Origin of the sequence: Plantactinospora sp. CA-294935, from assembly GCF_050936445.1 — a bacterium.
Taxonomy (GTDB): Bacteria; Actinomycetota; Actinomycetes; order Mycobacteriales; family Micromonosporaceae; genus Plantactinospora.
This window is the reverse complement of record NZ_JBNJMU010000001.1, coordinates 7,130,888-7,145,172: the sequence shown is the minus strand read 5'-3', so window position 1 is coordinate 7,145,172 and position 14,285 is coordinate 7,130,888. Positions and strand designations below refer to the sequence as shown.

Sequence of the window (14,285 nt, the reverse complement as noted above, 5' to 3'; positions counted from 1 at the left end):
CCGTCGAAGCAGTCGTACCACGGCGGGGCGGTCCGGTTCCCGGCTTCACCGCGACGGGGCGGCCGGCGCGCGGCAACACCCGGTACGGCGGGGGACCGTGCCAGCAGACGTCGGCACGAACTGCGGCGGTTCGCTGCCACCGCTGGCCCGGCCCGGCCCGACCGCTCAGGCCGGTGCGGGTGCCCCGACATCGCGCCGGAGGTACTCGGCGGTGTAGGAGTTGCGGGCGTCGAGCAGTTGCGCCGGGGTGCCCTCGAACAGCACCGTGCCGCCCTGGCTGCCGCCCTCCGGTCCGAGGTCGATGATCCAGTCGGCGTTCTTGATCACGTCGAGGTTGTGCTCGATGACGACGACCGAGTTTCCGCCGCCGACCAGCCGCTCGACGATGTCGAGCAGGTGCTGGATGTCGGACATGTGCAGGCCGGTCGTCGGCTCGTCCATCACGTAGATGGTGCCGCCCTTGTGCAGTTCGGTGGCGAGCTTGATCCGCTGGCACTCGCCACCGGAGAGGGTGCTCAGCGGCTGGCCGAGCTGAAGGTAGCCGAGCCCGACGTCGTTGACCGCCTGGAGGATCGTCCGCAGCTTCTTCTCGGGGAAGAACTCCAGGGCCTCCGAGGCCGGCATCCGCAGCACGTCGCTGATCGACTTGCCGCGCAGCTTGTGCTCGAGTACGTCCTCGCTGAACCGGCGCCCCTCGCAGACCTCGCAGACCGACTTGAGCCCGTCCATGAAGGCCAGGTCGGTGTAGATCACGCCGAGCCCCTGGCAGTTCGGGCAGGCACCCTTGGAGTTGAAGCTGAACAGCCCGGCCGGTACGCCGTTGGCCTTGGAGAAGAGCTGCCGGATCGGGTCGAGCAGCCCGGTGTACGTCGCCGGGCTGGACCGGATCGAGGCGCCGACGGCGGACTGGTCGATCACGATCGCCTCGGGGTGCTGCCCGACGAAGACGTTGTTGATCAACGTGCTCTTGCCGGACCCGGCGACCCCGGTGACCACCACCAGCATCCCGGTCGGGATGTCCACCGTGACGTTCCGCAGATTGTGCACCTCGGCCGCGGTCACGGTCAGGTGCCCGGTCGGCTGCCGGTAGTCGGTCTTGAGCGGCAGCCGGTGCTCCAGATAGCGCCCGGTCGGGGTGTCCGCGCCGCGCAACTCGTCGACGGTGCCGCCGAACAGCACCTCACCGCCGCCCGCACCACCGGACGGGCCGATGTCGATCACATGGTCGGCGATCTCGATGACGTCCCGGTCGTGCTCGACCACCAGCACGGTGTTGCCCTTGTCGCGCAGCTTCACCAGCAGCCGGTTGAGTCGCTCGACGTCCCGGGCGTGCAGGCCGACGCTCGGCTCGTCGAAGATGTACATCATGTCGACGAGGCTGCTGCTCAGATGCCGCACCATCTTGATCCGCTGGGACTCGCCGCCGGAGAGGGTGTCGGTCGGCCGGCTCAGGCTCAGATAGCCGAGACCGATATCGACCAGGTTGCCGACCCGGTCGAGCAGGCTCTCCAGCACGGTCGCGCCGAGCGGGTCGGTGAAGGTCCGCAGCACCGCGACGAGTTCGGTGGCTTCCATCGCGGCCAACTGGGCGATGTTGTAGCCGTCGATCTCGCTGCCCAGCGCCGCCTGGCTGAGCCGGGCGCCCCGGCAGAGCGGGCAGGTCTGCTCGGTGACGAACCGCAGGAAGATCGCCCGGTTGCGCTCGGACATCTCCGCCGCGTCCTTGCGGATGTAGAGCCGGGTGAACTTGGTGACCACGCCCTCGTAGCTGGAGTTGATGGTGGTGCCCTGCCACTCCAGCGGGACCTTGCCGTCGCCGTACAGCAGGGTCTGCCACTCCTGCTCGGAGTAGTCGGCCAGCGGTTTGTCCAGGTCGAAGAAGCCGGAGGCGGCGTACATCTTCCAGAACCAGCCGGTCCTGGCGAAGTCGGGATGCAGCAGGGCGCCCTCGTTCAGCGACCTCGACCGGTCCAGGAAGGCGTCGAGGTCGAGCTGGACCGACTTGCCCAGGCCCTCGCACTCCGGGCACATCCCCTGCGGGTCGTTGAAGGAGAACGCGTTGGAGTAGCCGACGTGTGGCTTGCCGACCCGGGAGTAGAGAAGCCGCAGCAGCGAGTAGATGTCGGTGATGGTGCCGACCGTCGACCGGGAGCCACCGCCGAGCCGCTTCTGGTCGACCACGATGGCCGCGGAGAGGTTCTCGATGGTGTCCACGTCTGGCTGGCCGTAGCGGGGGAGGAAGGTCCGGGCGAAGGCGGTGAAGGTTTCGTTGAGCTGGCGCTGCGCCTCCGCGGCGATGGTGTCGAAGACGATGGAAGACTTGCCGGAGCCGGAGACGCCGGTGAAGACGACCAGCTTGTGTTTCGGCACCCGCAGCGAGACGTTCCTGAGGTTGTTCTCCCGGGCCCCGGTGATGACGATGTCGTCGGCCGCCACGCGCTCCCCCTATTTCCCGTATGGTGTACGACAACGAGCCACCGTACAGCATACGGGGCGGGTCCGACGCTGGCTCGGGACAGCGGCCGGGCCGGCACACCCCGGAGTGAGCGGGCCCAGGTCGCGCACTCCGAGGGCGCGTGGTCAGCCCCGCAACTCGGCAAGGAACCGCGCACGGCGGGCGACCCGGGCCGGATCGCGGGCCGGCGCCACCCAACCGAGCACCTCGTACGCGGCCCGCACCGGGTCCGGGAAGAGCGCCGCCTGCACCGCCCGCCCGGCGGCGTGCCGGCGGAACGCCTGCTGGCGCTGCGCGTCCGTCATCCGGCCCCGCTGGGTCGGCAGCGCCAGCGAGGTGCCGGCGACGCCGGCCCGGCAGGCCAACTCGCGCAGCAGCAGGCCGAGCGCCGAGTCGTCCGGCACGATCCGCGTCCCGCCCCGGTCCACCTGGACCAGCGCGTCGGCCACCACCGGCTCGGTGGCGATCCCCGCTTCGTCGGCGCGCCGCAGCGCCTCGGCCGCCACCACCCGGCGCAGCAGGTCGGGCGGGGCGGAGGTGATCGCGGTCAGCAACTCGTGGTCCTCGCGCAGCATCCAGGTCGGCAGCGCGGGCGGATCCCGGAGCAGGGGCACCAGCCGGCCGGTGCTCAGTGGCCCGGCCAGCCGGTCGGCCTCGAGGTGCACGCCGCTGACCAGATCGGCGAGGCGCAGCCCCGCGTCGAGCCCGGCGCTGGACCAGCCGGCGTCGCCGTGCTCCGGCAGGCCGACCTGACGCATCAGCGGGACCAGGGCGTCCGGTGCCTCGCCCCAGCGGCGTACCGGCGAACTCGGGTCGAACCCGGTGCGCAGTACGCCGTCCACGGCGTACGCGAACCGCTGGTTGCCGTTGACGTTGGTGTAGACCGACACCGCCTCGGTACCGCCGGAGACGGCCCGCAGCACCTCGGTCCGGCTCCCCTCGAAGCCGTTCTCCTCCAGTACGAAGACCCAGCCGTCGAGCCGGCCGGCCAGCACGAGGTGGTCGAACGGCAGTTCGGTGGCCTCGGCGAGGCCGGTCAACGATCGAAGGCTGGCCGGCTCGACGCCGAACCGACGCAACACCGCCTCCTCGTCCGGGTCCCGGACGAACGTCAGGCAGAACGCCTCGCGGAGGCCGTGGTCGTCGAGCCAGTCGTAGTCGGCCATGCCGTCCCCTCCCGATCCGCCGGGCACCTGCCAGCCGTTGGCCCGGCGCCCCGATCGCCAGAGCCAACACCCGGCGTACGACAAAACTCGGCGAACGGTACCGGAGCCGGCACTACGGTGAGGGGCATGGACCCATCCGCCATCTGGCGGGACAAGAACCATCGCTGGCGGATCGAGGCGATCCACGCTCCCGACCTGCGGTTCGCCATCTACGCCACCAACGGCACCACCGAGTCCGCACCCCTGTGGCTGTACGGCATGCCGGCGCTGGCCCGGTGGCTGATGATCCAGAACATCGAACTCGGTGACCTGGAGGCGGAGGAGCTCTGAGTCCGCTGTCGTAGTTTTCCTTCTTGACCAACCATTGTGATGTAGGTAACTTCCGACACGTCCCCTGCCCGCAGCCCCGCCCCCGGGAGGCCGTCGTGCAACGCAGAAGGTTCCTCGCCAGCACCGCCGCCGTGAGCGCCATGGGCGCGACGGCCGGCACCCTCGGTGGCGCCACCGCCTCCGCCGCTCCGGACACCGGGGCGGACCGCTCCGGGGCGGGCGGGCACGGCCGGCGGGTCAGCACCGGCCTGGACGTGCTGGTCGACTCCAGGTTCACGGTCCTCGCCGGCCAGCGGGTCGGGGTGCTGTCCAACCCGACCGGCGTGGACGCCCGCTACCGCCACCTGGTCGACCTGATGCACGCCTCCGGCCGGGTGCGGCTCACCGCCGCGTTCGGGCCGGAGCACGGGTTCCGGGGCTCCGCACAGGCCGGCGGCAGCGAGGGGACCGGCATCGACGCCCGGACCGGCATCACCGTCTACGACGCGTACGGCGCCTCGCAGGCGAAGTGGGGCGAACTGATCACCCAGGCCGGTGTCGACACCGTGGTCTTCGACATCCAGGACGTGGGCGCCCGCTTCTACACCTACATCTGGACCCTCTACGACTCCATGGTCGCCGCCGCCCGGCTCGGCCGCCGGTACGTCGTACTCGACCGGCCGAACCCGATCGGCGGGCGGGCGTACGGGCCGATGATGACCACGCCGTTCACCTCGGGCGTCGGCAAGAAGGAGATCGTGCAGCAGCACGGCATGACTGTCGGTGAGCTGGCCCGGTTCTACAACGGCGAGTTCCTGCCGGCGGAGGCGGGCCGGCCGGTCGACCTGACGGTGGTCAGGTGCCGGGGCTGGCGGCGCGGCGACTTCGCCGTCGACACCGGCGTGCCGTGGGTGCTGCCCAGCCCGAACATGCCGACCCCGGACACCGCGCTGGTCTATCCCGGCACCTGCATGTTCGAGGGGGTCGCGTCGATGACCGAGGGGCGGGGCACCACCCGGCCGTTCGAGCTGATCGGCGGCCTGGCCACCGAGTTCGACTACCACCTGGTGGACCGGCTGGTCGCCCGGGACCTGCCCGGGGTCGAGTTCCGGGAGGCGTACTTCTCGCCGACCGCTGCCGGGCAGAAGCCGGACCTGCTCAACAAGCTCTGCGCGGGGGTGGAGGTGAAGGTCACCGACCCGGCCCGGTTCGACCCGGTGCGCACCGGGGTGGCGCTGCTGGTCGAGTCCCGCAAATATCCGGCGTTCGCCTGGCGGGCGGACACCTGGGACACCGCCCGGCCGTACTGGATCGACAAGCTGACCGGCTCCACCCGGCTGCGTACGATGATCGACGCCGGTGCCGACGTGTCGGACGTGGTCGGAGCCTGGTCGGCCGAGTTGGCGGAGTTCGACCGCCGACGCCGGCCGTACCTGCTCTACTGAACCTTTCCACCGACCCTGCGGTCCCACGGACCGCAGGGTCGGACCCGGCGCGTGAGCGCCGCGCGGTTCAGGTCGAAGAAATTCACTGACCCGTCGTCACAGTCCCGCACACGGCTGGTCGCCCACGGCACAGCTCCTCGGCTGCTTCTGGGCGAGCGCGCCGGCGCGCTCCACGTCGAACCGGATCGTCGCCGAGCCGTTGGCGGCGAGCGGGGCGCCGGTGAAGGTGACCTGCTGCTCCTCCTGCCGGTAGCTCTCCGCCCCGGTGACGCTCGCCACCTGGGCACCGCCGGCCAGGGTGATCACCACCGTCCACCGGGTCGCGGTCGCCTCGCCGTCGTTGGTCACCACCACCTCGCCCTGATAGCCGAGGAGCCGGCTCGACAGCGTGCTGTACTGGGCGGTCAGCCTCGGCTGGCCCGGCCTGGGCGGGTTGGCGGTGGCGGCCGGCGACGTCCGGCGCGGGGTCGCGCCGGGCCGGGCGGTATGGCTGGGCTGGACCGGGGTGACACCGCTGGCCGGGGTCCGGCCGACCGGAGCGGTCGTACCCGGTGGCGTGCTCGGCGCGGCGCTGGCGACGGTGGCCGCCGCTCCGGACGGCGAGTCGCCGCCCCGGCCACGAGCCAGGCCGGCGACCACGACCACCACGCCGACCGCCAGGGCCAGCACCGCCAGCCCGGCGCCGAGTCGGCGCCGTGACCGCCGACCCGGCCCGGCCCGCCCGGCCGGCACGGCACTGATGATCTGGGTCGGCCCAGGGAGGTCCACCTCGCGGAACGCCAACCAGTCGAGTACGGCGGGCAGCCGGGTGTCGAGCAGCACCTGGTAGCACTCCTCGCGCCGGGCCGGGTCGGCCGGCAGCCAGGGCTCCTCCTCGCCGCTCTGCACGACGGTCAGCCGGCAGCCCTCCGCGGTGGGTGTCAGCTCGCACTCCAACCGGGTCGGCTGGCCCTCCTCCGGCCAGCGCAGCACCATCCGGTGTGGCCGGTCGACCTCGATCAGCTCGATGACGATCAGCTCGCCGAGTTCGGGCAGGTCCACGGGGCGCAACTCGAACCGGCTGATCGACGTGGGTCGTGGTTCGATCGAGGCGAACCACTTCGGCAGCAGCTCGCGGTCGGTGAGGGCCCGCCAGACCCGCTCCGGGGGATGGCGCAGCTCGACGGTGGTCCGGATTTCGGTCACGGCGGAACTGTACGTCCATCGGTAACCGCGGATGTCTCGGCCCCGGCCGACCGACGTCGCAGCCGGTACCCGACCGCCGGCCCGGGCGACCCGGCGGGGTCACCGGATCGGGGTGGTTGGCCGATTCCCGGAAGAGAACGCTCTGCCGTAATTAGTATGATTTGCGTGAAAAACAAGGGACTACGGACCCTGTTGTCGGTCGGCGCCGCGCTCGCCGTCATCTACTTCGGCAGCACCGGGGAGGAGGAAGGCAGGGTCACCAACACCGTCCTGCTGCTGGCGGTCGCGGCCGGACTGACCGTGTGGTATCTGACCAGACCGACCTCGGGCAAACCGGTGAGCTGACCGCCGGATCTCCGCCTGCGGTGCGGGCCGGTCAGCGGCCGGCGGCCGCCCTGGTCAGCTCGCCGATCGACTGCTGACCGAGCGAGACCCGGACCAGTGCGGAGGCCAGCCGCGGAAAGTCGGCGCCGCCGACCAGCCTGGCCAGCTTGTCCGGTGTGGACGGCAGACCGAGCCGACCGGCCGCGTTCACCGCCCGGCGGTCGGCGTACGGGCGGACGTCCGGCCAGACCGCCTGTGCCTCCCGGAGGAAGATGTCCGCCCCGGTCGGCCCGATTCCGGGAAACCGGGTCAGTTCGCGGCGGAGCGCGCTCGGGTCACCACCGGCCTCCCGGTGCAACCGGCGCAGGTCGCCGTTCCAGCGTTCCAGGCACAGCCGTGCCCCGTTGCCCAGCATCGTCGCGGTCCGCTCGTCGTAGCGGCGGTAGTGCCCCCGGCCCAGCGCGTCCACCCGGTCCTGCCAGCTCAGCGCGTCCGTGCCCTGTGGGGTACGGCAGCCGACGGCGAAGAGTTCGCGGGCGGCGGCGACCGCCACACCCGCCCGGATCCGGGTGCTGAGCAGCGTGGTCAGCACCAAGAGCTGGTAGAGCGGGCCGGGCCGGTCGGCCAGCCGGATGCCCGCCTCCTCGGCGTACGTGCGGCCCTGCCGGTCCAGCAGTACCCGCACCAGTGCGCGGTCACGGTTCATTCCGTCCGGTTACCCGCGCAGCGGGTCCATGCACCGGCGCGGCCGACCGAATGGCGCCACCCGCACCGGGTAACCCCACGTCGGGTACCCGGGTGTGCGTGACGCGCTCGCCGAACGGGCGGTTGCGAACCCCCGGGGCACCCCGCCGGTCGGCGACCACCGCCGGCCGGCGCCCACCAGCGAGGGAGTACGACGGCGGAAGGGGACGGCGATGACGAACGTGCAGCAGCCGGAGATGCGCCGCAACGAGCTGAACCCGACGGTGCAGGACAGCAAGGGTCCGCGCCCGGGTGACCCGACCCGGGTCCGGGGTGGCGACGGCCGGCGGGTCCCGCCCGAGCAGGTGTCTCCGTACGGTCCGTCGGCCCGGCCCGTTGCCGAGGATCCCGACCGGAAGGCCGCGGGCCGCAGCGAGGCACGCCCGGTCGAGTGACCCGGACGGCGGGGGCCCGGTGCGGGATCCCGCGCAGCGGTGTCACCCTCGGCACCGGGCGTGACGTAGCTGCCCGAGCGTCGCGACGGCGGCCAGCCCGTACGCCAGGTGCGGCACCATGTCGGACAGCCAGTCCGTCCGGCTCCACCGGCGTGGATCGGTGCTGCCCAGGGCTGTCAACGCACCGTCCGACGCCAGCATCACGCCGGCGCCGAAGAGCCCGGCCGCCACCGGTCCGGGAAGACGGCGCAGCCCGATAACGGTGAGCGCGGCCCCGGAGAGTACGCCGGTCGCGTAGCCGAGCAGGGGCCCGAGGCCCGAGCGGCGGTTCGCCGCCCGGTCCTCGGGCCCCAGACCGATGTGCAGCATCTCGGCCAGCCGCTGGGCGCTATCCTCCGGGCTGCTGCTGGCCGGCCGGCCCCGCAGGGCCATGTCGAGGTACGTGACCACGTTCAGCGCCACACTGCCGACCGCGCCGGCGATCGCCCCGTCCACCGCGTCGGTCACCGGACCGCCCGGTCGCCGGCCGGTCCAGCAGGCCGGCGAGGACCCCCTGTCCGGTCACTTCGGCTCGCCCGGGCCGCGTTCACCCTTCGGACCGAGCCCCCGTTCACCCCGGACGAATCCCCGCCGCCCGCGGTCCTCCTGGAGATACCGGTTCGCGGTGTCGTCGGCCTTGCCGTCGTTGGTCCGGCGACCGGAGTCGTCGATCCGCTTGCGCAGCCGCGCCCGCTCCACGTCGTACGCGTTGCTGCCGGGTCGTGGTCCTGGCATGGGGTGCCTCCCGTCGTGTCGGCGCCGTCCCGGCTGGTCTACCCGCCCGGGTCCGGGCCATTCACGGAGAGTGACCTACCGGGAGGGCGTTCGGCGCCCGCGTAATCTCGCAGTCGCGGTCCGGGATGGGCCGGCGCAGGTGATCGGACATATGGGACGATCGACGGATGGTGCCAGGTTGCCCGGTAACCGTGCGGGAGCACCGCAGGTGGGTCGTTGCCGGCCAACGGAGCAGGCGGAACGGGTACGGGTGAGCGGGTCATGCGTGACGTGCTGGACGAACTGGACCGGTGGTGGCGGGCGGGTGAGCCGGTCGGGATGGCGACGGTCGTCGCGACCTGGCGTTCCGCGCCCCGGCAGGCCGGCGCCACCATGCTGGTCGGCCCGGACGGCGCCGCGGTCGGCAGCGTCTCCGGCGGCTGTGTCGAGGGTGCGGTCTACGAGCTGACCCGGCAGGTGACCGCCACCGGTCGACCGGCCCTGCAACGCTACGGCGTGACCGACGACGACGCGTTCGCGGTGGGCCTGACCTGCGGGGGCCTGCTGGACGTCTACGTCGAACGGGTCGACCCGGCCGGGTTCGGCGAGTTCGCCGAGGTGGCGGCCTCGATCCGGACCGGTGCGCCGGTCGCGGTGGTCACCTGCGTGTCGGCCGGCGAGTCCGATTCGGCCGGGCGGCTCGGCCGGCGGCTGGTGGTCTGGCCGGACCGCACCGCCGGCTCGCTCGGCACCGACCGGCTGGACGCGGCGGCCACCGACGACAGCCGGGGCCTGCTCGCCACCGGCCGCACCGGCACGCTCCGGTACGGCTACCACGGCCAGCGTCGCGGCGACGACCTGCTGCTCTTCGTCGCGGCGTACGCCGCCCCGCCCCGCATGATCGTGTTCGGCGCGATCGACTTCGCCGCCGCGCTGGCCCGGATCGGCGCGTTCCTCGGCTACCGGGTGACGGTCTGTGACGCCCGGCCGGTCTTCGCCACCTCCCGCCGGCTGCCGGACGCGCACGAGGTGGTGGTCGACTGGCCGCACCGCTACCTGCGGGCCGAGGCGGAGGCCGGCCGGCTGGACGGGCGGACCGTGGTCTGCGTACTGACCCACGATCCGAAGTTCGACGTGCCGGTGCTGGAGGTGGCGCTGCGGCTGCCGCTCGGCTACGTCGGCGCGATGGGCTCCCGGCGGACCCACGACGACCGGTTGGCCCGGCTGCGGGCGGCCGGTCTCTCCCCGGAGGAACTGGGGCGGCTCTCCTCTCCGCTCGGACTCGACCTGGGCGCGCGTACCCCGGAGGAGACCGCGGTGAGCATCGCCGCCGAGGTGGTCGCCGGGCGCTGGGGCGGCACCGGCAACCCGCTGTCGGCGCTGTCCGGCCGGATCCACCACGAGGTGCCCGCATCCGACGAGGCCGCCCCGGTCGGCTGATTCCGGCCGGCCGGGCGTCGCGGGGGAGGGACGGGCGCGAGACGTCGTCCGCGCCGCGTCGGTCGACGGATCGCGGATAACGCGAAGAGACAGGTCTAGCGGCGGACGTCGATCCTCTGGTAAGAATTCCTTCAATCTCTCCCGCCGTCATCAAAGAAACCTTCAACCCCCGTTCACCTGGAGGTCCACGTGACCGGCAACCCCCTGTCTCGCCGTGACGTCGTACGCGGCGCGGTCTTCCTCGGTGTCGGCGCCGCGACCGGCGGCCTGTCGATCGCCGGCGCGCCACCGGCGCTGGCCGCGCCCGACGAGGCCGACGCGCTCGCGGTGCCCGTACCCACCATCGCCAGCTGCGCCACCTGGGGGGCCCGGTCGCCGGGCTCGCTCAGCGTGATCTCGTCCTCGCCGGACAAGATCGTGATCCACCACACCGCCGGCTCGAACACCACCAACTACACCCAGGCGCACGCGTACGCGATGGCCCGCAGCATCCAGAACTTCCACATGGACGGCAACGGCTGGTCCGACTCGGGACAGCACTTCACCATCAGCCGTGGCGGCTACATCATGGAGGGCCGGCACAACAGCCTGTCCCGGCTGCGTGCCGGCAGCGGCATGGTGGTCGGCGCGCACTGCCCGGGCCAGAACGACAAGGGCATCGGGATCGAGAACGAGGGCACCTACACCAGCGCCACCCCGACGGCCGCGCTCTACGACAGCCTGGTGCAGTTCTGCGCGTACATCTGCGACCAGTACGGCATCGCCGCGTCGCGGATCTACGGCCACCGGGACTACGTGGCCACCGCCTGCCCCGGCAACGTGCTCTACGGCATGCTCCCGCAACTGCGCGCCGACGTCGCCGACGCGCTCGACGGGGGCACCACCCCGCCGCCGGCCTTCAGCGCGATCGTCGACAACACCACCAGCGGCCGGTTCACCGCCAGCGCCAACTGGCTCACCTCGGCGTACTCCACCGAGCGGTACGGTGCGGACTACCGGTACGCCGACCCGGCCGCGATCAGCGACGTGGCGTACTACAAGGTGAACATCCCGGCCGAGGGGACGTACCGGATCGACGCCTGGTACCCGGGCATCGCCGGTTACAACACCGCCACCCCGTACATCGTGCTGGCCAAGAGCGGCAACCAGACGGTGGTGGTGGACCAGAGCACCGGCGGCGGGACGTGGCGCTCGCTGGGCACCTTCACGCTGACCGCCGGCGACAAGAACGTGGTCGGGGTGAGCCGGTGGAGCGGCGCCACCGGATACGTGATCGCCGACGCGGTACGGGTCACCCGGGTCTGACCCGTACCGACTCCGTCGCCGATACCCGCCGGAACGCATCAACGGCGTGCCGGCGGGTATCGGCGTACCGGAGGCTGGCTAGGGGGTGGGGGAGTGCGGTACGACGAGTTCGTCGCCAAGGTGCGCGACCGCGGCGAGTACGCCGATTCGGCGGAGGCGGAACGGGTGACCCACCTGGTGCTCGGCATCCTTGCCCAGCGGCTGCACCCGGACGAGGCGGAGGATCTGGCTGCCCAGTTGCCCGGCCCGCTGGCCGCGACCCTGATCTCGGCCGGGCAGGGCGTCGCGGGTGCGTTCGGCGCACGGGAGTTCCTGGGCCGGGTCGCCACCGGGGCGGGGGCGACGGCCCGGACCGCCGAGTGGGACGCCAGCGCGGTGCTGTGCACCGTGGCCGAGGCCATCTCCGGCGGTGAGCTCAACGACGTGCTGACCCAGCTCCCGTCCGGGTACGCCGTACTCTTCGGCCGGGCCGGCCTGAGCGGCTGAGCAGCCGATCCACCTCTGCGCGCCCCGGACAGGTCCAGCCCGGCCAGCGCCAGAGCCGTCTTCGATCCCGCTTGGCCGCGCCTGCTCGTGGTCGCCGGTTCCAGCTCCCGAACTAGCGTCCTAGGATGCCTTACGGGACGTGCGCCCAGTCACAGGAAGCCAGCAAAAACAGAGGACGCCGGACACGGACGGCCGCGCCAAAATCGGGCCGGATATAGTGGCACGGCAATTGAGCAGCCACGGGAGCCGAATACGCCGTAACCGGGGCTGCGTCAGGTGCCGTCACTCGTCCGGAATGCGTCACCGTTCCCGGGGGAGAGGTCGGCCGGAGCGCGCACCGGTTCTGGACCGTCCTCCGCCATCGTGCGGACGCCGGGCCGTGGCGCAGAGGGAGGTTCGGTGTCGCGTCGGCCGGCGCGGGCGGATGACGCCCAGCCAACCGGTGACGCCGCCGCCGGGCCTGCCGGCTCGACGGGGCGGATCCTCACCGTCCCCAACCTGATCAGTTTCGTCCGGCTGCTCGGCGTACCGCTCTTCCTCTACCTCTTCCTGGTCGCCGAGGCGGACGCGGCCGCCGTGGTCGTCCTCGCCGTCGGTGGCATGAGCGACTGGGTGGACGGCTTCGTCGCCCGGCGACTGCGCCAGGTCAGCCGGCTCGGCGAGCTGCTCGACCCGGTCGCCGACCGGCTCTACATCCTGGCCACCCTGGTCGCGCTGACCGTGCGCGACGTGGTGCCGTGGCAGTTCACCGTCGCGCTGCTGGCCCGGGATGTCGTGATGACCGCCAATCTGGGCGTGCTGCGCCTTTTCGGCTTCCGCCCCCCGCCGGTGCACTATCTGGGCAAGACGGCGACGTTCGTCCTACTGGCCGCTTTTCCGGTACTGCTGCTCGCGGCTACGGTGCCCGGGGCGGCTACCGCCGCCGGGGCGATCGGCTGGGGGCTGGCACTGTGGGGACTGGGCCTGTACTGGCTGGCCGGCGGGCTCTACCTGATCCAGGCGGGCCGGCTGATCCGGGCGGCACGGGCGGAGGTGGGATGACCGGGCAGGGCAAGCGGACGTACGCGGCCGATTTCCTCACCGAGCTGTTCCAGAACCCGCTCGACCCCGGTTACGCCGACGCGGCCGAGCGGCGCCGGCGCTCGGCTCCGGCCACCGGGTGGCGCCGGTCGACGCCCCGGGCGGTGACCCTGGTGACCCTGGTCGTGCTGGGGCTGCTGCTCGCGATGGCCTACCGCCAGACGGTGGCGGCGGAGCCGAGTCGCAGCAAGGCGCGGGCCGGCCTGGTGAGCCAGATCAAGCAGCGGGAGGCCGAGACCGCCGCGCTGACCGAGCGGGCCGACCGGCTGCGTGCCGAGGTGCTCCGGCAGCGGGACGCGGCGCTGTCCGGCAGCGCGGCGGCGAACCTGCGGAATCTGGAGGCGGCCACCGGGCTGGGCCGGGTCCGCGGTGACGGTCTGGTGGTGCGGGTCGCGGACGCGCCCGAGGAGCCGGACGCGGTCACCGGTGCCGGCGGGACGAATCTCGGCCGGGTGCTCGACCGGGACCTCCAGGACATCGCGAACGCGTTGTGGAGCGGCGGGGCGGAGGCGGTCTCGATCAACGGGCAGCGGCTGACCGCCACCTCGACGATCCGGGCTGCGGGTGGCGCGATTCTGGTCGACTTCAAACCGGTGATCGGCCCGTACGAGGTGTCCGCGATCGGTCCCGGCCAGTTGGAGCGGCGGTTCCGGGACAGCGCGGCGGCGCGGTTGCTGGACAGCGTCTCCGAGGAGCACGGGATGTCGTTCGAGTTCCGTCGGGTCGACGATCTGACTCTGCCGGCCGCGACGGAGCCGCGGCTGCGCTACGCCACACCCTCGCCCGAGCCCACCCCGACGCCGTCCGGGTCGTCGGCGAGTGGCGGGGGGTCCCCGAGTCCGCATGGAGGCGGCCGATGATCGCTGTGCTCGCATTGCTCGCCGGGGTGTTGCTCGGCGTCTGGCTGGATCCGACGGTTCCGTCGGCGCTCCAGCCGTACCTGCCGATCGCCGTGGTGGCGGCCTTGGACGCGGTGTTCGGCGGGGTGCGGGCCAAGCTCGACGGCATTTTCGACGACAAGCAGTTCGTGATCTCGTTCATCTCGAACGTGCTGGTCGCCGGGCTCATCGTCTACCTGGGTGACCAGCTCGGCGTCGGTGGGCAGTTGTCCACCGGTGTCGTGGTGGTGCTCGGGGTCCGGATCTTCGGGAACGTGGCGGCCATTCGCCGGCACCTGTTCCGGGCGTAGGTTCGACGG

Annotated in this window: 16 protein-coding genes; 10 read left to right on the top strand and 6 right to left on the bottom strand. The window is 72.2% G+C overall.

Annotated features, from left to right (window positions below; all coding sequences use genetic code 11):
- Positions 1–165: 165 nt before the first annotated feature.
- Positions 166–2,436, bottom strand: coding sequence for an ATP-binding cassette domain-containing protein (locus tag ACQEVC_RS31360; RefSeq protein WP_432884743.1), 2,271 nt, complete (start codon positions 2,434–2,436; stop codon positions 166–168).
- A gap of 144 nt (positions 2,437–2,580) precedes the next feature.
- Positions 2,581–3,621, bottom strand: coding sequence for a DUF6461 domain-containing protein (locus tag ACQEVC_RS31355; protein ID WP_432884741.1), 1,041 nt, complete (start codon positions 3,619–3,621; stop codon positions 2,581–2,583).
- Positions 3,622–3,747: 126 nt separating this feature from the next.
- On the opposite strand from ACQEVC_RS31355, the gene ACQEVC_RS31350 reads away from it, so the two are divergent.
- On the top strand, positions 3,748–3,951 hold the full coding sequence (locus ACQEVC_RS31350; RefSeq protein WP_130462943.1) for a hypothetical protein: 204 nt from the start codon (positions 3,748–3,750) through the stop codon (positions 3,949–3,951).
- A gap of 95 nt (positions 3,952–4,046) precedes the next feature.
- The gene (locus tag ACQEVC_RS31345; protein WP_432884738.1) at positions 4,047–5,375 is read left to right on the top strand and encodes an exo-beta-N-acetylmuramidase NamZ domain-containing protein; all 1,329 of its coding nucleotides are present in this window, start codon (positions 4,047–4,049) and stop codon (positions 5,373–5,375) included.
- A gap of 96 nt (positions 5,376–5,471) precedes the next feature.
- Here the strand turns inward: ACQEVC_RS31345 and ACQEVC_RS31340 are convergent, their stop codons facing one another.
- A complete protein-coding gene (locus ACQEVC_RS31340; RefSeq protein WP_432884736.1) occupies positions 5,472–6,560 on the bottom strand; it encodes an SRPBCC domain-containing protein in 1,089 nt (362 codons plus the stop codon).
- 165 nt (positions 6,561–6,725) lie between these two features.
- Between ACQEVC_RS31340 and ACQEVC_RS31335 the strand changes: the two genes are divergently transcribed.
- Entirely contained in the window at positions 6,726–6,905 is a 180-nt protein-coding gene (locus tag ACQEVC_RS31335) for a hypothetical protein (RefSeq protein WP_412102798.1), read from the top strand.
- A gap of 31 nt (positions 6,906–6,936) precedes the next feature.
- On the opposite strand, the gene ACQEVC_RS31330 is transcribed toward ACQEVC_RS31335, so the two are convergent.
- A complete protein-coding gene (locus tag ACQEVC_RS31330; RefSeq protein WP_432884734.1) occupies positions 6,937–7,590 on the bottom strand; it encodes a hypothetical protein in 654 nt (217 codons plus the stop codon).
- 211 nt (positions 7,591–7,801) lie between these two features.
- Here ACQEVC_RS31330 and ACQEVC_RS31325 point away from each other — a divergent pair, with 211 nt between their 5' ends.
- Complete coding sequence (locus ACQEVC_RS31325) at positions 7,802–8,023, top strand: hypothetical protein (protein WP_432884731.1); 222 nt, start codon at positions 7,802–7,804, stop codon at positions 8,021–8,023.
- Positions 8,024–8,065: 42 nt separating this feature from the next.
- Here ACQEVC_RS31325 and ACQEVC_RS31320 read toward each other — a convergent pair whose 3' ends face one another.
- Positions 8,066–8,530, bottom strand: a complete 465-nt coding sequence (locus ACQEVC_RS31320) for a hypothetical protein (RefSeq protein ID WP_432884729.1) — start codon at positions 8,528–8,530, stop codon at positions 8,066–8,068.
- A gap of 54 nt (positions 8,531–8,584) precedes the next feature.
- Positions 8,585–8,797, bottom strand: a complete 213-nt coding sequence (locus tag ACQEVC_RS31315; protein WP_346262018.1) for a phosphatidylethanolamine-binding protein — start codon at positions 8,795–8,797, stop codon at positions 8,585–8,587.
- 261 nt (positions 8,798–9,058) lie between these two features.
- Here ACQEVC_RS31315 and ACQEVC_RS31310 point away from each other — a divergent pair, with 261 nt between their 5' ends.
- The 6 genes from ACQEVC_RS31310 to ACQEVC_RS31285 all read left to right on the top strand — a co-directional run bounded on the left by ACQEVC_RS31310 (position 9,059) and on the right by ACQEVC_RS31285 (position 14,276).
- Positions 9,059–10,216 (top strand): XdhC family protein, encoded by a 1,158-nt coding sequence (locus tag ACQEVC_RS31310; protein ID WP_432884726.1) that lies wholly within the window; start codon positions 9,059–9,061, stop codon positions 10,214–10,216.
- A 189-nt stretch (positions 10,217–10,405) separates the two neighbouring features.
- Positions 10,406–11,521: an N-acetylmuramoyl-L-alanine amidase gene (locus ACQEVC_RS31305; protein ID WP_432884723.1), complete on the top strand. Its 1,116-nt coding sequence runs from the start codon at positions 10,406–10,408 to the stop codon at positions 11,519–11,521.
- Positions 11,522–11,614: 93 nt separating this feature from the next.
- Positions 11,615–12,007, top strand: coding sequence for a DUF2267 domain-containing protein (locus ACQEVC_RS31300; RefSeq protein ID WP_432884720.1), 393 nt, complete (start codon positions 11,615–11,617; stop codon positions 12,005–12,007).
- Positions 12,008–12,406: 399 nt separating this feature from the next.
- A complete protein-coding gene (locus ACQEVC_RS31295; protein WP_432884717.1) occupies positions 12,407–13,048 on the top strand; it encodes a CDP-alcohol phosphatidyltransferase family protein in 642 nt (213 codons plus the stop codon).
- Positions 13,045–13,947 (top strand): DUF881 domain-containing protein, encoded by a 903-nt coding sequence (locus tag ACQEVC_RS31290; protein WP_432884715.1) that lies wholly within the window; start codon positions 13,045–13,047, stop codon positions 13,945–13,947. The genes ACQEVC_RS31295 and ACQEVC_RS31290 overlap by 4 nt, the downstream gene beginning before the upstream one ends.
- Positions 13,944–14,276, top strand: a complete 333-nt coding sequence (locus ACQEVC_RS31285) for a small basic family protein (protein ID WP_203866211.1) — start codon at positions 13,944–13,946, stop codon at positions 14,274–14,276. Before ACQEVC_RS31290 ends, ACQEVC_RS31285 begins: the two co-directional genes overlap by 4 nt.
- The last annotated feature ends 9 nt before the right edge of the window (positions 14,277–14,285 follow it).